At 65.8% G+C, this 18,081-nt stretch carries 11 protein-coding genes and 2 pseudogenes; 6 read left to right on the top strand and 7 right to left on the bottom strand.

What is annotated here, in order from left to right:
* Positions 1–2 precede the first annotated feature (2 nt).
* From ABWW33_RS07030 to ABWW33_RS07040, 3 genes are read left to right on the top strand one after another with little or no spacing between them, the layout of a single operon-like run.
* Entirely contained in the window at positions 3–1,550 is a 1,548-nt protein-coding gene (locus tag ABWW33_RS07030; protein WP_353400363.1) for a GH39 family glycosyl hydrolase, read from the top strand.
* On the top strand, positions 1,547–3,886 hold the full coding sequence (locus ABWW33_RS07035) for a glycoside hydrolase family 95 protein (RefSeq protein ID WP_353400366.1): 2,340 nt from the start codon (positions 1,547–1,549) through the stop codon (positions 3,884–3,886). The genes ABWW33_RS07030 and ABWW33_RS07035 overlap by 4 nt, the downstream gene beginning before the upstream one ends.
* Positions 3,883–6,663 (top strand): glycoside hydrolase family 2 TIM barrel-domain containing protein, encoded by a 2,781-nt coding sequence (locus tag ABWW33_RS07040; protein ID WP_353400369.1) that lies wholly within the window; start codon positions 3,883–3,885, stop codon positions 6,661–6,663. Before ABWW33_RS07035 ends, ABWW33_RS07040 begins: the two co-directional genes overlap by 4 nt.
* Before the next feature lie 10 nt (positions 6,664–6,673).
* On the opposite strand, the pseudogene ABWW33_RS07045 reads toward ABWW33_RS07040, so the two are convergent.
* Positions 6,674–7,632 (bottom strand): annotated as a pseudogene (locus ABWW33_RS07045) (oxidoreductase).
* 17 nt (positions 7,633–7,649) lie between these two features.
* On the opposite strand from ABWW33_RS07045, the gene ABWW33_RS07050 reads away from it, so the two are divergent.
* Positions 7,650–8,051 carry a MerR family transcriptional regulator gene (locus ABWW33_RS07050; RefSeq protein ID WP_353400371.1) on the top strand — a complete coding sequence of 134 codons (402 nt, stop codon included), beginning with the start codon at positions 7,650–7,652 and terminating at the stop codon, positions 8,049–8,051.
* A gap of 59 nt (positions 8,052–8,110) precedes the next feature.
* Here ABWW33_RS07050 and ABWW33_RS07055 read toward each other — a convergent pair.
* The 3 genes and pseudogenes from ABWW33_RS07055 to ABWW33_RS07065 form a co-directional block, all read right to left on the bottom strand.
* Positions 8,111–9,079, bottom strand: a pseudogene (locus ABWW33_RS07055) (M23 family metallopeptidase); the annotation flags it as partial.
* Positions 9,076–10,074: an acetamidase/formamidase family protein gene (locus ABWW33_RS07060; protein WP_176655644.1), complete on the bottom strand. Its 999-nt coding sequence runs from the start codon at positions 10,072–10,074 to the stop codon at positions 9,076–9,078. The pseudogene ABWW33_RS07055 and the gene ABWW33_RS07060, both read right to left, overlap by 4 nt.
* A gap of 58 nt (positions 10,075–10,132) precedes the next feature.
* Positions 10,133–10,906, bottom strand: a complete 774-nt coding sequence (locus ABWW33_RS07065) for an alpha/beta fold hydrolase (protein WP_353400374.1) — start codon at positions 10,904–10,906, stop codon at positions 10,133–10,135.
* A 115-nt stretch (positions 10,907–11,021) separates the two neighbouring features.
* Here ABWW33_RS07065 and ABWW33_RS07070 point away from each other — a divergent pair, with 115 nt between their 5' ends.
* Both ABWW33_RS07070 and ABWW33_RS07075 read left to right on the top strand, forming a co-directional pair.
* Complete coding sequence (locus tag ABWW33_RS07070) at positions 11,022–11,864, top strand: alpha/beta hydrolase (RefSeq protein WP_176655646.1); 843 nt, start codon at positions 11,022–11,024, stop codon at positions 11,862–11,864.
* A gap of 72 nt (positions 11,865–11,936) precedes the next feature.
* Positions 11,937–13,070 (top strand): hypothetical protein, encoded by a 1,134-nt coding sequence (locus ABWW33_RS07075; protein ID WP_353400377.1) that lies wholly within the window; start codon positions 11,937–11,939, stop codon positions 13,068–13,070.
* 21 nt (positions 13,071–13,091) lie between these two features.
* On the opposite strand, the gene ABWW33_RS07080 is transcribed toward ABWW33_RS07075, so the two are convergent.
* The 3 genes from ABWW33_RS07080 to ABWW33_RS07090 form a co-directional block, all read right to left on the bottom strand.
* The gene (locus ABWW33_RS07080; protein WP_176655648.1) at positions 13,092–14,477 is read right to left on the bottom strand and encodes a DUF3422 family protein; all 1,386 of its coding nucleotides are present in this window, start codon (positions 14,475–14,477) and stop codon (positions 13,092–13,094) included.
* Positions 14,478–14,561: 84 nt separating this feature from the next.
* Entirely contained in the window at positions 14,562–15,854 is a 1,293-nt protein-coding gene (locus ABWW33_RS07085) for an ABC transporter substrate-binding protein (protein WP_353400380.1), read from the bottom strand.
* A complete protein-coding gene (locus ABWW33_RS07090) occupies positions 15,838–17,949 on the bottom strand; it encodes a TonB-dependent receptor plug domain-containing protein (RefSeq protein WP_353400382.1) in 2,112 nt (703 codons plus the stop codon). Before ABWW33_RS07090 ends, ABWW33_RS07085 begins: the two co-directional genes overlap by 17 nt.
* Between the last annotated feature and the right edge of the window lie 132 nt (positions 17,950–18,081).

Raw genomic sequence — 18,081 nt, forward strand, 5'->3', positions numbered from 1 at the left:
GCATGAAACTGAAAACCGTACTACCTTTGCTGCTGGCGTTGGGAACATCGGCGGCGGCCGCCGCCGATGTCCGCCGCATCCCCGTCGATCTGGGCGGCGCTTCGGCGCCGCGCGACCGCTTCGCCGATCTGTCGGTCGGCTCCGACTATCCGGGCACGTTGATACGCGACGACAGCCTGGCCCAGCTCAAGATCGCCAGGGATGAACTGGGATTCCGCTACATCCGCTTCCACGCCATTTTTCACGACGTGCTGGGGACGTACAAGGAAGTCGACGGCAAGGGCGTGTACGACTGGTCGAAGCTGGACTATCTGTACGACCGCCTGCTGAAGATCGGCATCAAGCCCTTTGTGGAGCTGGGCTTCACGCCGCTGGCGATGCGCAGCTCGGACTTGAGCATCTTCTACTGGAAGGGCAACACCTCCCACCCCGATCCGGAGAAATGGGCGGCGCTGGTGGACGCCTTCGTGCGCCACATCGAGCAGCGCTACGGCAGGGAAGAAGTGCGTTCCTGGTACTTCGAAGTATGGAACGAGCCTAACCTTGACGGCTTCTGGGAAAAGGCCGACCAGCAGGCTTACTTCGGCCTGTACGACCTGACCGCGCGCACCATCAAGAGCTTCGATCCGGAACTGAAGGTCGGTGGCCCGTCGACCGCCGGCGCGGCCTGGGTGCCGGAGTTCCTGGCGCATACCAAGGCTTCCGGTGCGCCGGTCGATTTCATCACCACGCATACCTATGGCGTCGATGGCGGTTTCCTTGACGAGAAGGGCCAAAGCGATACCAAGCTGTCGCCGTCGCCGGACGCCATCGTCGGCGACGTGCGCAATGTGCGCCAGCAAATCACCGACGCCGGCAGGGCTGGCCTGCCTCTGTACTTCACCGAGTGGAGCACCAGCTACACGCCGCGCGATCCGGTGCACGATTCCTATGTCAGCGCGCCTTATATCCTGAGCAAGCTCAAAGCCACCGAAGGGCTTGCGCAAGGCATGAGCTACTGGACCTACAGCGACTTGTTCGAGGAGCCCGGTCCGCCGACCGCGCCCTTCGAAGGCGGCTTTGGCCTGATGAATCCGCAGGGCGTGCGCAAGCCCAGCTGGTTCGCGTACAAGTACCTGAACCAGCTGGGCGATACCGAGCTGAAAACATCGGATGCGCAAAGCTACGTCGCGCGCGACGGCCGCGGCGTGCAGGTGCTGGCCTGGGATTTCCAGACGCCGAAGCAGGAAAAGAGCAACCGGCCGTTCTACACCAAGGTGTTCCCGACCACCCCGGGCAAGGCGCTGAGCCTTGAGCTGAAAGGCTTCAAGCCCGGCGCCTATGCGGTCAGCATCCAGCGCACCGGCTTCAAGGCCAACGATGCGCATACTGCCTACCTGGAAATGGGATCGCCGAAGACGCTGAGCGCCGCGCAGCTGGAGCAGTTGCAGGCGAAGACCACGGACCGCGCGGAACTGCGCAACCTGCGCGTCCTCAAATCCGGTACCGCCAGCCTGAAGGTGGCCATGCGGGTGAACGACGTCGTACTGATCCAGATAACGCCCAAATGAACCGACTCCTGCGCGCCGCGGTCTATGTGGCCGCTTTCCTAGTCGCCTTGACGCTGGTGGCCGTGACCGCTTCGGCCGCCGACCTCACGCTACGCTACAACAAGCCGGCCCCGGACACCGCGCAGGGATGGGAGCGGGAGGCGCTCCCCATCGGCAATGGCCGCATAGGCGCGATGATCTTTGGGCAGTTGGCGCGCGAGCGCATCCAGTTCAACGACATCACGCTGTGGACCGGCGACGACAAGGCGCTGGGCGCGTACCAGGCGTTCGGCGACGTCTACATCAATCTGCCTGGCCACGAGCAGGCCACCACCGATTACGCGCGCCGGCTGGACATAGGCCAGAGCCTGCACAGCGTCAGCTACACGCATGGCGGCGTTAAGTTCAAGCGCGAAGCCTTCGCCAGCTACCCGGCGCAGGTGATCGCGATGCGCCTGACCGCCAGCAAGCGCGGGCAGTACACCGGATCGATAGAGCTGACCGACATGCACGACGCGAAGATCGACGCGCTGGGCAACCGCATCGTCGCTACCGGCTCGCTGCCCAATGCGATGAACTATGCCAGCCAGGTGCAAGTGTTGAACGAAGGCGGCGCCATTGCGCTGGACGGGAACAAGATCACCTTCAAGGACTGCGACGCCGTTACGCTGATCATCGGCGCGGGCACCAGCTACGTGCTGGATGCAGCGAAGAAGTTCCAGGGCGAACCTCCGCTGCCGCGCGTGACTGCGCAAGTCAGCGCGGCGGCGCGTCCGTGGGCGACGCTGCTGGCGGAGCACCAGAAGGACTTCCGCGCGCAGTTCAACCGCATGAACGTGGACTTCGGCGCCGCTACACCTGCACGCGCGGCGCTGACGACAGACCAGCGCATCGAGACCTACACGGCGGAGGGCAACGATCCCGGCCTGGAAGCGCAGTTCTTCCAGTTCGGCCGCTACCTGCTGATCTCCAGCTCGCGCGATACGCTTCCGGCCAACCTGCAGGGATTGTGGAACAACAGCCTGACGCCGCCATGGAGTTCGGACTACCACACCAACATCAACATCCAGATGAACTACTGGCCGGCGGAACCGGCCAACCTGTCGGGGAACGCGTTGCCGTTCTTCTCGTTTGTGCAGGGCGTGTCGCCGGTGTACCGCAAGCTGGTTGCCGACACGGCGGCGCACGCGATCGCGCATCCCGAATCCGTGCCGATGGCGCCGACGGACCTGAGCGGCAAGGCGGTACAGCGCGAGGAGACTTTTGTCAGCAGCGCCGGCAAGCCGGTGCGCGGCTGGACCGTGCGCACCGAGTCGAATCCTTTCGGCGGCATGCGCTATGTATGGAACAAGACCGGCAATGCCTGGTATGCCCAACACTTCTGGGAACACTATGCCTACACGCAGGACAAGACCTTCCTGCGCAACGTGGCCTATCCGATGATGAAGGAAGCGGTGCACTTCTGGCAGGACTACCTGAAGCAGCTGCCGGACGGCCGCTTGGTGGCGCCGCTGGGCTGGTCGCCGGAACATGGTCCGATCGAGGACGGCGTCACCTATGATCAGGAGATTATCTGGGACCTGTTCAACAACACCGTGGAAGCGGCGGACGCACTGGGCGACGACCAGGCTTTCCGCAACGAGATCGCAGCCATGCGCGACAAGCTGGCCGCGCCGCGCGTCGGCAGCTGGGGGCAGCTGCTGGAATGGATGGACGAGAAGAAGGATCCGGTACTGGATACTCCGGGCGATACGCATCGCCACGTCTCGCACCTGTTCGGCCTTTACCCGGGCCGCCAGATTTCTCCGGTCAAGACGCCTGAACTGGCGGCCGCCGCGCGCAAGTCGCTCGAAGGGCGCGGCGACGCAGGTACCGGTTGGTCGATGGCATGGAAGACCGCTTACTGGGCGCGCCTGCTGGATGGCGATCATGCCTACAAGATGCTGCGCGGCCAGCTGGCCAAGCCGGGCGCGCGCGCGGCGCAGCAGGGCAGCAAGGGCAGCGAGAACAACAACGCCGGCGGCACCTACCCGAACATGTTCGACGCGCACCCTCCGTTCCAGATCGACGGCAATTTCGGCGCCGTCGCCGCCATCTGCGAGATGCTGCTGCAGTCGCAGACCGGCGAACTGCATCTGCTGCCGGCGCTGCCGTCGGCGTGGCCGGCCGGCTCGGTCAAGGGCCTGCAGGCGCGCGGCGGCTACGAAGTCGACCTGGCCTGGGCCGGCGGCAAGCTGACCTCCGCCACGATACGCCGCACCGCCGGATCCGGCGCCGGCAAGGTGCGCTACGGCGACAAGGTCATTCCCCTGAACCTGAAGGTCGGCGAGAGCAAACGCCTGGGGGGCGCGCTGTGATACGCGGCGCGCTGTGCTGCCTGTTGCTGGCGGCCGGCAGCTTTGCTTTTGCGGAGCCGACGCAGGTACAGTACCTGAGCGGCACGGACAAGGACCACCGCGTGGATTGGGAGTTCTTCGTCAACGGAGGGCGCAATAGCGGTGCATGGAAGACCATCCCGGTGCCGTCGAACTGGGAGATGGAAGGCTACGGCACCTACCGCTACTACAGCGACTGGCAAAAGGATCCGGCGCCCGATACGACCGGCATTTACCGCTACAAATTCAATGTGCCGGCGGCTTGGCAAGGAAAACAGATCGACATCGTGTTCGGCGCTGCGATGACCGATACGCTGGTCAAGATCAACGGCCAGCCGGCGGGACCGGTGCATCAAGGCGGATTCTATGAGTTTCGTTACGACGTCTCCAAACTGCTGAAGGTCGGCGAGGCGAACCAGCTGGAGGTAACGGTCAATCGCTTCTCCGCCAACGAGTCGGTCAATCGTGCCGAGCGTACCGCCGATTTCTGGCTGTTCAGCGGGATCTACCGGCCGGTATGGCTGGAGGCCAAGCCACAGCACAATATCGAACGCGTGAGCGTGGATGCGCGCCACACCGGTGACTTCGATGCCGACGTGTTCCTGGCCGGTCAAGCGGACGGCAAAATCAGCGCCCGCGTCACGACGCTTGACGGCAAAGCTCTCGGCAAGGATATCAATGCGGAGGTTGTGGCGGGACAGGCGCACCTGCACGGCCATATCGATCACGTCATTCCGTGGTCGGCCGAGTATCCACAACGTTATCAGGTACGCTTCCAGCTGCTCAGCGGGAAGCGCGTGGTGCATGAGGTGAGCAAGGTCATAGGCTTCCGCACGATAGAGCTGCGCAAGCGCGACGGCCTGTACGTCAACGGCAGCAAGGTGCGCCTTAAAGGTTCAAACCGGCACTCGATCTGGCCGACTTCCGGCCGCACCACCAGCAAGGACCTGAGCTACCAGGACGCGAAGCTGATGAAGGAAATGAACATGAACGCGGTGCGCATGTCGCACTATCCGCCGGATGCGCATTTCCTCGACGTGGCCGATGAGCTGGGCCTGTATGTCATCGACGAACTGACCGGCTGGCAGAAATCCTACGACACCGATGTCGCCACGCCGCTGGTGAAGGAACTGGTACAGCGCGACCAGCATCATCCTTCGGTCATCCTTTGGGCCAACGGCAATGAGGGCGGCTTCAATCGCGACCTGGACGCGCTGTATCCGAAGTGGGATGCGCAGCGGCGGCCGGTGATACATCCGTGGGAGAACTTCGGCGGCATCGACACGGCGCACTATCCAAGCTACGACTGTTGCGCGACCTCCCTGTTCCATGGCCGCGACGTGTTCATGCCGACCGAGTTCCTGCATGGCCTGTACGACGGCGGCGCGGGCGCGAGCTTGAACGACTGGTGGAACGCGATGCTCGCGAATCCTTTGAGCGCGGGAGGCTTTATCTGGGCGTTTGTCGACGAGGGCATCGTGCGCGGCGACAAAGGCGGTGCCATCGACGTGGCGGGCAACCAGGCGCCGGATGGCATACTCGGGCCGTACCGTGAGAAAGAGGGCAGCTTCTTTGCGATCAAGAAGATCTGGTCGCCGGTGTATCTGCCGATGGGGGAGTTGTCATACCTGCCGCCCACGTTCGACGGCAAGATCGTACTGGAGAACCGCTACGATTTCCGTAACCTGAATCAGTTGAAGCTGAGCTGGAAGCTGGCGAAGTTCGGCCGCGAACCCGGACATACGGTGGTGGCGCAAGGCGCCGTCAAGGCGCCCGATGTGGCAGCCGGCATGCGCGGTTACGCCAGCATGGCCTTGCCCAAGGATTGGGCACAACAGGACGTGCTGTACTTCACGGCGGCCGACAGCGAGGGGCGGGAGATCTACACGTGGTCATGGATGATCGCCAGCGCCGCGCAGGTCGCCCAGCGCATGCTGCCGGCGCAAGCTCCCGTGACACAGTCGGCGGGGGCCGAGGTCGCGGAGTTGGCGGATGGCTTTGTAATGCGGGCCGGCCAACTGAGCGTCGCCATCGACAAATCCACCGGTTATCTGCGGGAGCTGAAGAAGGGCGGTATCGTCGCGCCGCTGACCAACGGCCCACGTCTGGTCGCCGGCAAGGCCGTACTGAAGAATATTCAGGCCGGCCGTGACGGCGACGCCGTCGTCGTGCAGGCCGAATATACCGGCAACCTGCGCAAGGTGAAGTGGCGCCTGGGCGCGTCCGGCACGTTGAGCGTGAACTACGCTTATCAGATGGAAGGCGGCAAGCCTGTCGATGCGCTGGGCGTCAGCTTCGATTATCCTGAAACGCAGGTGAACTCCATGCGCTGGCTCGGCAAGGGACCTTACCGCGTCTGGAAGAACCGCACGCAGGGCGTGGAATTCGACGTCTGGCAGAAAGCCTACAACGACACGGTATCCGGCCTGTCATGGAACTATCCGGAATTCAAGGGCTTCCACGACAAGGTGTATTGGGCGCAGCTGGCGACGAAGAACCTGCCGCTAACCTTCATCAACCACAGCGACGACATCGCGCTGCGCATGTTCACACCGACGGAAGCGAGCGGCGCGGGCTCCGAGCCCAAGGCCACTCACATCGATTTTCCGCTGGGTGACATCTCGTTCCTGAACGCGATCGTCCCCATCGGCACCAAGTTCCATCCGCCGGAGGAGCTGGGACCGGCCGGCCAGCGTGCCCGCACCCCCAACCTTGGCATCTGGCTGGAGAACACCATCGATATCGTGGTGGGCGACTAGCCGGCGGCCATCAGCCGGCAGCCGTTACGCGCCATGCGCGATAACGCCTGGTCAGGCTGGCGGTGCGCAGCTGGCCGAGTATCACGGTCCACAGCGGCGAGTAGCGGCGTCTTTTGCTTGCGCCGTCACCCAGGGCGCGCAGCCGGCGCTTGACCAAGCCCATGGCGGCGACCGACGCCATGGTTTTGTCTTTCCATTCCACTGCCGGCGGCAATGCTGCCGGCTCGCGGCCGTCGCGCCATTGCAGCGGCAGGTCCGGCACTTCGGCCAGCGCGGTGGCGATGCCCGCCAGGTCCTTGGCGAATTCCAGGAAGTAGGCTTCGCGCGCCAGCGTGCGGCCGTCTGCGGTGCGGCCTTGCATGGCCGGGCTTTCGTAGCTGCCGCCGGACAGCTCGATCAAATCCACCGGCAGCTCGTTCAGCAGCAGGACCACTTGCTTCGCGTCGTCCTCGGAGAAGCCGCCGCGCAGGAAGTCCGCCGAGTTCAGTTTGACCGAGACGCTGAAACCGGCCGACACGCGCGAGCGCACCGCACTTACCACCGCCAGCAGCAGGCGCGCGCGGTGGCGGCGAAGCGGGCGATGACTTCCTCGATCTGCGCTGTGCTCATCTCGACCGGCTGCGCAAACAGCTTACTGTGCTTGCCCATGTCCAGCGCCACCGCCGACGGCGCCCACGCGTTGCCGCCCATGTCGGCCATCACCTGGCGGCCGGGATGATTGATTTGCATCCACGCCTGCGCGCCTTGCCGGCGCGCCGCCTGTGCCCATCGCCGGAACGGCGCCAGCGGCGTGGCGGCCTCCAGCACCACGCCGCCCGGACCGGTCATCGCGCGGCCATCGATCATCACGTTGCCGGTGATGATCAGGCCCACGCCGCCTTGCGCCCAGCTTTCGTATAAACGGTTTAACGCCGGACCGGGAAGCTGGCCGGCGTCCGCCATGTTTTCTTCCATCGCCGCCTTGGCCAGGCGGTTGGGAGCGAAATATGAAAATTGGCGAGTTGGCGGAGCGTTCCGGCATCGCGGCGTCGGCGATCCGGTTCTACGAGCAAGCGGGCCTGCTGCCCAAGGCGGCGCGGGGAGCGAATGGCTACCGTGTCTATGCGGAGTCGGCGCTGGAGCGGCTGCATCTGATTCACATTGGCCAGAATCTCGGCTTCACGCTGGACGCGATCCGCGCCGTGATGGCGCTCGAAGGCGCGGCCCTCCAGGATGGCCTGATGCAGAACTTCGACACGCGGCTGGGTGTCGCCGCCCACGGTCAAAAACCTATGATGTCTCCATCCAGTGGCATGCGGCCGTGCTGCCGGGGCGCTTGCGGCGCAAGCTGTATCGTCGAGGTGTTGTTCATCGCGTCGCTTTCCGTGGTGCGGCCGGCGGGCGTGTAGCTGTCGAACACGAAGGGCAGGCCTTGCGAATCGGCGAAGGTGGGCTTGTCCGAAACGTGCAGGTGCAGGTGCGGCGCGCCGGCGCCGCCGGTCAGTCCCAGATGTCCAATCACCGTGCCGCGCTTGACGCGCTGCCCCGGCTTGACCTGCACGCTGCCCTGGCGCAGATGCGCGTAGTGCACGAATATGCCGGGCGCCACTTCCAGCACGACGAAATTGCCGTACAGCGTGCGGGCGCTGAGTTCTTCCGGCTCATCCTGCGGCGACAAGGGCTTGCGGTCGGCGACGCCGTCCTGCGCGTCGCGCACGATGCCGTCGGCGGCGGCCAGTACGTCGGTGTTCCAGCCGGCCCAGTCTTCGACGCGGCTCTCCGCCAGTTTTTCCACCGGCACCTGTACGGCGTGGCCTTTCGGGTCCAGGCCGAAGAAGTCGATGGCATAGCGCTGCGGGATGGTGAGGCGGCCGTTCTGTGCGATCACGCTGCCCCAGTGATGCGATTGTGCGTGGCCGGGGCCTTCGTCGGCCAGCCACAGGCCGCCGCGCAGCGGCGCGCCCAGCACCACCGGAGGCCGGGCGGCGACGGCGACCGGAATGTCGTCCGCCGTTTGCACGATGCCCTTGTCGGTCTTGAAGGTCAGCTTGTGGCGCAGCGTTTGCGGCGCCTTGCGGCCGTCCGGCAGCGGCGCGGCGATCAGGATCAGCGCATGCGCGCCGCCCTTGGTGGCGAGGCTATTGTCGGCCTCCAGTTCCTTGTTGGGACGCAGCAGGCCTGCCAGGCCGGCGCCGCTGAAGGTGGCCAGCGGCTTGGCGTCGCCGTCGGCATACACGGCAACCTCGGTCAGGCTCAGCGTGCCGGTGTCGGCGTAGTAGTTGCCGATGTCCAGTTCATAGTAGAGGCGGCGCGCGCCGTCGCTGCCCGGCACCGTTTGCGGCGCGTACAGCGCGTGGACCTCGACCGGCGCCTGCGCCGGCGCAGCGTGGGCGGTGGAGAGCATCAGTGCCGCGATGGCCAGCGTGGTCCGCATCATTTGAAGACCTTCTTGGCCAGCATGGCGTGCACGCCGACGTTGCCGTCGACCAGTTGGGTGATTTCCATGTCCACCGCCACGCTGGAGAGCATGTAGGCGTCGTCGCGGCTCAGGTGTTTTTCCGTGACGAGGAAGTCGATCATGTCGCGCAGCGCGTGTTCGGTGGCGGTCTTCAGGTCGGGGCTGAAGCCCATCGAGATGTAGTGGGTCGGCGTTTCCGCGCGCGGCCAGATCAGGTGACGGTCCTTGTGCACGATGAAGCGGAAGCTGCCGCTCAAATAGGTCTCCAGCGCGGTGATATCGACCTCGCCGTTGCCCTGCGCCGCATGGCCGTCGCCGGCCTGGAACAGCGCGCCCTTGGCGGCGACCGGGATGTACAGCGTGGTGCCGGCCACCAGCTCCTTGTTGTCCATGTTGCCGGCGTGGGCGAACGGCGGCGCGCTGTCGATCTTGCCGCCGGCCGGCGCCAGGCCCATGCTGCCGAAGAAGGGCTTCAGGGGAATCTCGATGCCCGGCGCGAAGTGGCCGATCATCTTTTGCCGGTCCAGCGGAATGATCTTGCTGCGGCTGTACGGATACTCCATCGGCAGGAAGCCTTTGCCGAGCGCGAAGCCGTTGCAGGCGAAGTTGGCGTCCAGGTCGACCTTGAGTATCTGCACTTCCAGCACGTCGCCCGGTTCCGCTTCGGCGATGGCCACCGGGCCGGTGAGGATGTGGCCGCCCGGGCCCTTGTCCTTCACTTCGTTGTAGATGGCGGCGGTGTAGGGCGGGATGTCTTCCGGCTTGACGCCGTTGGCGATCATGCGTTCCGGCGTGCCGCAGGTGGACAGGGTCTGCATGCGCACCGTGTCGCCGCTGTGCACCGTCAGCACCGGCTTGGACTGGCCGGAGTAGTAGCCCCAGGCCACGGTGTCCGGCCGCGCCGGCAGGTTGTAGTCGGCCGCCTGCGCGCAGGCTGAAACCAGAAGGGCGGACAACAAGGCAGAACGGCGCATGGCATGACACTCCGGCTGAGGGCGAAGCCCAGACAGTGTCACACCTGAGCCGGCTTTGTCAATCGGCGGTGACTTCGGCGCCGGCCAGGAAGTTGACGATGGCCGGGTTGACGACGGCGCCGTGGGTGATCGGTCCCATGTGGCCGCCGCGCGTTTGCAGTGCGGTGGCGTCGGGCAGGGCGGCGGCCAGCGCTTCTGCCAGCAGGCGGGTGGAGGCGGGGCTGTTCAGGCCGGACATCACCAGCGACGGCATGGTCAGCGCCGACAGGTCGGCCAGCGTGGCCTGCTCGCCCAGCAGCGCCTGGAAGTCCAGCCGCACCTTGGCGATCATGCCGATCATCTTCTCCTGCGCGGCCGGCGGCGCGGCGTCGAAGGCGCCGGCGCGGTTCCAGTAGTCGATGAAGATGCGGGTGGCGTCCCGGTCCGATGCGCTGGCGTTGATGCAGGCCACCACCGAGACGATCTCCGCGCGCGCCGGATGCTCGTCCGCCAGAAGGTGGAACGCCACCGGCTCGAACAGCGTCAGCGACAGCACGCGTTCGGGCATGCGGCGCGCCATGTGCAGCGCCGAGGCGCCGCCGTAGGAATGGCCGATCAGGTGGAAGGCTTCGCCCGGTTCCAGGCGCGAGGCGATGGCGGCGTTGACGGCGTCCACTTCATGGGCCAGCGTGTGGGTGTAGCCGGCGCCGACGTCGGCTGGGAACGGCGAGGCGCCGTAGCCAAGCAGATCGACGGCGATGCAGCGGAAACCGGCGTCCAGTTGCGCGGTCAGGTCGGCCCATTGGGCTTTGGAACTCATGGAGCTATGCAACAGGACGATGGCAGGTTTCATTATCTACATGGCATGAAAAAACGGAGCGCACATTATACTGGCAGTGTGGCCTAAACCACGCATCAAGGTCAAAATCGGCGCCGCGACAGGGCCGGACAAGAGTAAAGTAATGGGTATGAATCATTCCAAAAAAGTCGCCGGTCTAGCCGGCATCGTCAGTGTGCTGTGGGTCGGACTCACGGCGGCGGTGGCGGCCAGCCAGAAGCGGCTGCTGTTCAATCCCATCGGCAGCAAGCGCGAGGTGCTGAAGCCGTACAGCTCCGGCCACCGCACGCGGCCCATCGTGGTGCGCGCCAAGGACGGCACGCGGCTGTCCGGCTGGCTGATGACGCCGCCGGTCAAGGGGCCGCATCCGGGCGTCGTATATTTCGGCGGCCGGTCGGAAGAAGTGTCGTGGGTGGCGCGCGACGCGGGCAAGCTGTTCCCCGGCATGGCGGTGCTGGCGGTGAACTATCGCGGCTACGGCGATTCGCACGGCGATCCGGCCGAAACTCATTTCGTCGAGGACGGCCGCATGCTGTTCGACTGGCTCAGCGAACGCCACCACGTCGACCCGAAGCGCATCGCCGTGGTCGGCCGCAGCCTCGGTTCCGGCGTGGCGGTGCAGGTGGCGATGGAGCGCGACGCCAATTCCATCGTGCTGATCACGCCTTACGATTCGATCCTGGCCATCGCCAAGCGCCGGTTCAAGGCGCTGCCGATCGACTACGTGCTGCAGCATAAATTCGAATCGATCAAGTACGCCCACCAGCTGAAGGCGCCGACCTATGTGCTGCGCGCCGCCTTCGACGACGTGGTGCCCCATTCGCATACGGACCTGCTGGTCGAGAAACTGGGCCGGCTGCATGCGGACGAAACCGTGCCCGATTCCGACCACATGAACATCCCCTACCTGGAGGCCACGCAGGACCGCATCGCCAGCTTCCTCAGCGGACGGTTCAGCCAGCCGGCCAGCTGACGGCGCCTTAAAGGTTGACCACGCCAGGCAATCAGGACATGCTGTGGTTTTTCCACCATAGCGGGGTCGGTCATGCGTTTCTCTCCTTTGTTGCTGCTGCTGTGCTGTGCCGGCCTGGCGCAGGCGGCCGCGCCCGCCGTTGTCCGTAGTCTGGCGGTTCAGGGCAAGCAGGGCGATGGCAAGCCGGTGCCCGCAGGCGATATCGTCATGCCGCTGGTGCAGGCCGGCGATCCCTTGGTGTCGGCGAAAATCAACGACAAGCTGTTTCTCTCGCGCTTTGGCGTGCTGGCGCCCAAGCAGGCAGGCAAGTCTGTGGGCGCGGCCGACGGCATCGCCCTTGACGGCATCACCTCCCAATCCTTCAAGATCAGCCGCAACGACGGCCGCATCCTGACCATCGCCTTCGACAGCGAATTCTGCGCCGCCTACTGCGAGAGCTCGCAGACCTACTACAGCTTCGACATGGCCAGCGGGCGGTCGATGGAGGCGGAGGACATGTTCAGCGTGACCGGCATGCGCGATCTGGCGCGGCAGATGCACAAGCAGCGCCTGGCAAGCTATCGCAACGAGGCGGCGCGGCAGAAAACACTGTTGGACGCGCTGCGCAAGAAAAAGAACGCGTCCAAAGACGATATCGACGATCTGGAGCAGCGTGTGGCGTTCAACAGCGATTGCGCCGACGCGGAAAATCAGCCGGATGGCCAGTCCGATGCCGCCTTGCTTGCGGCATTCCAGTCCTATCAGCTGGAGGCGGCCACGCAGAACTACAACGTCAGTGCGCCGCGCTGCTCCAGCCATGCCGAGCGCGCGCTGGACGATGTCGACAGCGTGAGGCTGGCCATTCCCTATGCCGAGCTGTCGCCGCGCCTGAGCCCGTATGGCAAGGCGCTGCTGGTGGGAACGGGGGCGGTGCCGGCTGGCGGCGGCTATTCCGGCCAGGTGCTGCACGGCAGCCTGGGGCCGATGGCGATCACGATGACGCTGAAAAAAGAGAGCGACGGCTCCATTCAGGGGACGTATTTTTACGATAAGTTCCGCCAGCCCATCGCGCTTGATGGCGCCGAGCGTGACGGCAAGCTGACGCTGAACGAGCACAGCGGCGAGAAGGTCAGCGCGACGCTGCAGCTGAGCTGGTCGGAACCCGCCCGCGCGCTGCGCGGCCGCTGGGCCGGCAAGAAGGAGCTGGACGTCAGCGTCGCTCCCTGATGCCGGGCGCGCCGTCGTGCGTCAGGCGCCGTGGCGGGCCAGCGCGCCGCCCGGACCGGTCAGCTCCTTGTGCAGCCGGCGCAAGCCCAGCCACACGCTGCCTATGACTAGCGGCACCGCGATGCCGGTCAGGATGTCCGGATTGACGGGCAGGTTGCTGGCCTTCATGGCTTTGCCCGCGTAGCCGATCAGGCCCAGCGTGTAGTAGGAGATCGCCACCGCTGACAAGCCTTCCACCGCCTGTTGCAGGCGCAGCTGCTGTGCCGCGCGCGCGTCCAGCGATTGCAGGATCTTGCGGTTCTGCCGTTCCTGCTCGATGCCGACGCGGGTGCGCAGCAGGTCGTTGCTGCGGGCGATACGCTTGGCCAGCCCTTCCTGCCGCTGCGACACCGAGGTGCAGGTGTGCATGGCCGGCGCCAGCCGGCGGCCCATGAATTCGGCCAGCGTCGGAATGCCGGGGATGCGCACTTCGCGCAATTCGTGGATGCGCGCCTGCACCAGGCTGAAATACGCCTGCGAGGCGGCGAAACGGTAGCTGTTGTTGACCGACAGCTTCTCCAGCCGCGCCGCCAGGCTGGTGATACGGTGCAGCAGCGTCTGCTCCTCGCGCGCCTCGCCGGGCTGGCCGTCCGGCTGGTCGGCCTGTACCAGCTGGGCGGTCAGGTCGGCCAGTTCGTTCTCGATGCCGTTCAACATCGGCTGGGTGGCCTCGGCCTGCGGCAGGCCCAGCAGCGCCATCATGCGGTAGGTTTCGATCTCCAGCAGGCGCCCGACCAGGCGGCCGGCCTGGAATTCGCGCAGGTTGAGGTCGCGCACGACAAAGCGGCTGAAGCCGTCCGGCTGGATCAGGAAGTCGGTCCACACCTCGGCGCCGCTGCCGACGCTGCTGCCGACCAGCGATTTACCCTGGAACATGTCGCGGATAGCTTCCACCACGCCGCTGTCGTCCGCTTCGCCCTTGCACAGCAACACGTGCGAGGCGACGATGATCTTGCCGTGCAGGCCGGCCAGCCACTCCTGCGGCACGTGCTGCAGCGGCATGCGCTCGAACGCTTCCACGCAGCCGGTGGCCGGATCGCCGCGCTCGACGAAGGTGTAGGTGGCGAACTCGGTGTGGCACTCCCATTTCAGGCGGAAACGGCCGAAATCATGGAAGAAATAGCGCGCCTGCGGATTGGGCACGGCCACGCCGTAGTGCATGCACAGCTGCTGCAGGATCTGGTGCTGGGTGCTGCGGTGGACTTTTTGGGATGGCTGGTCCTGTTGCACATAGAGCGCGAAATGGGTCAGGCTTTCCGGCGCTTGCAGCTGCAGGAAGGGGCGTGAGTGGATTTCCGCCGACAGCGGTACCCGCATCGGGTGATTCAGCTTGGCGAAATCGGCATTGGCGCGGTAAGCGAGAGACATGACCTTCCCCATAAAGTGTGGAACTTCGATGGTACCGTTAAAAAAGTATCTAAGCGATCACTTTTTCAGCACAAGCGATGCCGCTCACCGGGGAATGGAGATGATCAGCTGCTCGCTGGCGTCCCAGCTGCGGGCCGCCGCGTCGAGCCGGAACACAGTGAACGGCACCATGCCGACGATGTCGCCGTGGCTGTCCCAGTCGATGTCGGCGTAGGCGCCGGCGTAATCGACGTCCTTGCCGGCTTTGATCTGCGTCAATGCCGCGGCGATGTTTTCCGGCCTCACCTTGTCGCCCGGCGCGTTCATGACGAAGCGCAGGCTGTCGCGCACCATCAGGCCGGTGGGGGTCTTGCTGTTGTTGACCAGGCCGGCGCGTTCGATGGCCAGCGCCATCACCATCGCGATGTCGTAGGTGGGCGCGGTGAAGTCCTGCGGCTCGGCGCCGTACTGGGCGATGTAGCCGGCGCGGAAGGCCTGGTAGGAGCTGTTGCCGTAGGCGCCGATGGTGGCCGCCGCGCCGCGCGCGCCGCCGAGGATCTTGCCGGGATCGGCCAGGTTGTCGATGAAGGTCTGGTTGCCGGCCGCCGTGCCGGGCAGCAGCCACATGGCGTTGCTCTGGAACGGCAGCGCCTCGTTCAGCACATTGGCCGAGATGTCGGCCGCCAGGATGCCGTTCAGGATCACGTCCGGCTTGGCGTCGTAGACTTTTTGCAGGTAGGAGGCGAAGCCGCTTTTCAGGCCGAAGGGTATCGTGACCGTGGCCACCACCTCGCCGCCGATCTGGCGGAAGGCCGGCGAGAACAGGCTGGCCAGGCCGGCGCCGAAGGCATCGCCCTCGTTGACCAGCACCACGGCGCGGCGCTTGCCGGCCTGCCAGGCGACGCTGGCCAGCACCGGCGTGGCGTCGACGTCGGAGACGCCGATGCGGTAGACCAGGTCGTTGTCGGCCACGCTGGTCAGCGCCGGCGAGGAGCTCGATTCCGTGAGTATCGGCACGCCCTTGGCCATCGCCTGCGGCAGCAGGTTCAGCACACGGGTGGAGGTCGAGACGTTGAGCGCGATGACGCCCGCGTCCAGCAGCTGCTGGCCCATGTCCTGCGCCTCCGCGTTGTCGCGCGCGACCAGCGCGATCGCGTTCAGCCGCTTGCCCAGCACGCCGCCGGCGTCGTTGATCTGTTTGGCCGCCAGCAGGAATGCGTCGCGGGTCGAGGTGCGCCAGCCCACCGAGCCGATGTTGATGGCGTCCGGATCGATCAGCGCCTTGACCGGATTGGCCGGCAGCGGCGTGGTGGCGTCGCCGGTGCCGCCGCCACCGCCGCCGCAGGAGACCAGCATCGCCAGCGCGGCGGCCAGCGCGGACCTAGTAGCGGTATTCATATTGCACTCCATAGCGGCGGCCCAGCGATGGATAGTCGATGCCGCCCACGCCCGGATCGACGTACCGGCTGTTCCACAAATCGCGCACCTGCAGGCGGATGCTGGAGCGGTGGCTGAGGCTCCAGCGCGCGCTCAGCGTGGTATCGGTGTAACTGGATAAATGATATGCCTGGTTTGCCAGCAGCACGTTGGCGGTGGCGGCCGGCCGCGCGCCGACGTAGCGCGTGTCCATGCTGAGCAGGAGCTTTTGCTCCAGCAGGCTGGCGCTGGCGCCGAAGTTGGCGCTGTTGGTGGGGAACAGTTCGCCTTCGCTGCGTTGTGCCAGCGGCGCCAGCGTGTAGCGGTTGAGGCCGCGGTCGGTGTTGGCGCGGCTCAGGTTGGCGTAGGCGTTGAACCAGTCCTGCTGGTAGCGCAGTTCCAGCTCGATGCCATTGACCTTGCTGTCGCTGCTGTTGCGCGCCACCAGGTTGAAGAAGGCCTGCTCCAGCGTCACCAGGTCGCTGACCTTGGTGTGGTAGACGGTGAGGGCGCCGTTCCAGTGCGGCGCCGGCGGCGTGCTCAGTTGCAGTTCGATGGTGCGGGTCTTCTGCGGCGCCAGGTCGGGGTTGCCCTTGATGTCGCCCGGCTGCACGGCGCTGCGATACAGCAGCTCGGCCGACGGCGCCTGGAACGCCGTGCCGCTGAGGAGCTTCACGCCCCAGTCGCCGGGCAGCGTGCCGACCACGCCGGCGCGCAGCGATTCCTGCTTGCCGTAGACCGAGTGGCGGTCCTGGCGACCGCCGACGATCGCCTGCCACTGGGCCAGCAGCGGGAACTGCCACTGCGCATACAGGCCGGTGTTGCGCAGCGTCTTGCTCGACGGCTGGCTGAGCTGGAAAATGCTGCCGTCGACGAGGCTGTGGCGCTGGAAGGATTCCAGCGTTTCGCGGTCGCGCAGCATGTCGGCGCCCAGCAGCAGGCTAGCTTGCGCGCTCGGTTGCCACAGCCATTCAACGCTGCCGTCGACGGCCTTGTAGCCGAAGTCGCGCACCAGGTAATAGTCCTTGGCGCCGGTCTGCACGCGGTCGCCGTCGCCCGGCTCGCCCTCGCCGTAGCTGACGGCGGCGCGCAACATGTGTTCGTCGTTGAAGCGGTGGTTGGCGTTGAGGCGCAAAAAGCCCTGCTGCAGATCGACGTGGCTGGGCGGATGCAGCTGCGGATTGAGGCTGGCGAAGACGTTGTCGCTGTCCTGCCTTTGCCAGAAGGCGCTGGCCAGCAGCTCGTCCTGCGCGCCGCTCCAGCCCAGGCGCAGGTAGGCGCTGCGGGGCGCGGCATCGTCGACCGGGGCCGCGCCCAGCGCGGCGTAGCGCTTGTAGTCGGGCGAGATGCGCGGCAGCGCAAGGCCGCTGCGATCGGCCCGCGATGCCTGCACGCCCCAGGCAAGCCAGGCCGGCGCTGCGGCGGCGGCGGTATCGCCGTTGCCGGCGGCGGCGCCGAACTGCGCGCTGCCGCTGGCGGCCAGCACGCTGGCGTCGCGGCCGCCGCCGGACCATTCATGGCCGAGCGCGAGGCGCTGTTCGGTGCCGTCGCGGCGGGTGATGACGTTGACCGCGCCCAGCAGCGCATCGGCGCCGTACAGCACCGACACCGGCCCGCGCACGATCTCGATGCGCTCGACCATGTTCATCGGGATGAACTCCAGTCCGATCAGCTGCTGCTGTGTGCTGCGGAAGGCGATGGGCTGGCCGTCCAGCAGGATCTTGATGGCGCGGCTGGCCGATTGCGCGCCGGCGTTGATGCCGCGCACGCCGAAGTTGTGATTGAGACGGTCGTCGCTTTCGATGAATCCGGCCACGTGGGACAGCGCCTCGGCCAGTGTCTGGTAGCCGTAGCGGGCGATGTCGTCGGCCGTGACCAGGGTCACGACGGCCGGCGTGGCGTGCAGCGGAGTGGCGGTCTTGGTGGCGGTGAGCACCTTGACGTTGCGCAGCTGGTCCAGGCTGAGGTCGAACAGGTCGTTGTCGCCGTCGGCGGCCGCGCAGGTCAACGGTAGCAAGGCGCAAGCGGCCACACATGCGGCCAGGCGCCAATGAAGGCGTAGCGGTGCCGCGGACATGCGATGCTGCTCTTTACAGTCGGTCAAAAGAACATCCCTCCGCTGCGATTTTTAACAAAGTATTGCCTAATTCCGACACGATCACAAGCGGCCGGCGCCGGTGTTGCAGACTACGCGCCTACTACGTTGTGT

The sequence above is a fragment of the Duganella hordei genome, from assembly GCF_040369125.1.
Taxonomy (GTDB): domain Bacteria; phylum Pseudomonadota; class Gammaproteobacteria; order Burkholderiales; family Burkholderiaceae_D; genus Rugamonas; species Rugamonas hordei.

Bases quoted from the DNA above. Each gene is read 5' to 3' on its own strand.
- ABWW33_RS07030 (WP_353400363.1), top strand. From the start codon at position 3: ATGAAACTGAAAACCGTACTACCTTTGCTGCTGGCGTTGGGAACATCG.
- ABWW33_RS07035 (WP_353400366.1), top strand. From the start codon at position 1,547: ATGAACCGACTCCTGCGCGCCGCGGTCTATGTGGCCGCTTTCCTAGTC.
- ABWW33_RS07050 (WP_353400371.1), top strand. From the start codon at position 7,650: ATGAAAATTGGCGAGTTGGCGGAGCGTTCCGGCATCGCGGCGTCGGCG.
- ABWW33_RS07060 (WP_176655644.1), bottom strand. From the start codon at position 10,074: ATGCGCCGTTCTGCCTTGTTGTCCGCCCTTCTGGTTTCAGCCTGCGCG.
- ABWW33_RS07065 (WP_353400374.1), bottom strand. From the start codon at position 10,906: ATGAAACCTGCCATCGTCCTGTTGCATAGCTCCATGAGTTCCAAAGCC.
- ABWW33_RS07070 (WP_176655646.1), top strand. From the start codon at position 11,022: ATGAATCATTCCAAAAAAGTCGCCGGTCTAGCCGGCATCGTCAGTGTG.
- ABWW33_RS07075 (WP_353400377.1), top strand. From the start codon at position 11,937: ATGCGTTTCTCTCCTTTGTTGCTGCTGCTGTGCTGTGCCGGCCTGGCG.
- ABWW33_RS07080 (WP_176655648.1), bottom strand. From the start codon at position 14,477: ATGTCTCTCGCTTACCGCGCCAATGCCGATTTCGCCAAGCTGAATCAC.
- ABWW33_RS07085 (WP_353400380.1), bottom strand. From the start codon at position 15,854: ATGAATACCGCTACTAGGTCCGCGCTGGCCGCCGCGCTGGCGATGCTG.
- ABWW33_RS07090 (WP_353400382.1), bottom strand. From the start codon at position 17,949: ATGTCCGCGGCACCGCTACGCCTTCATTGGCGCCTGGCCGCATGTGTG.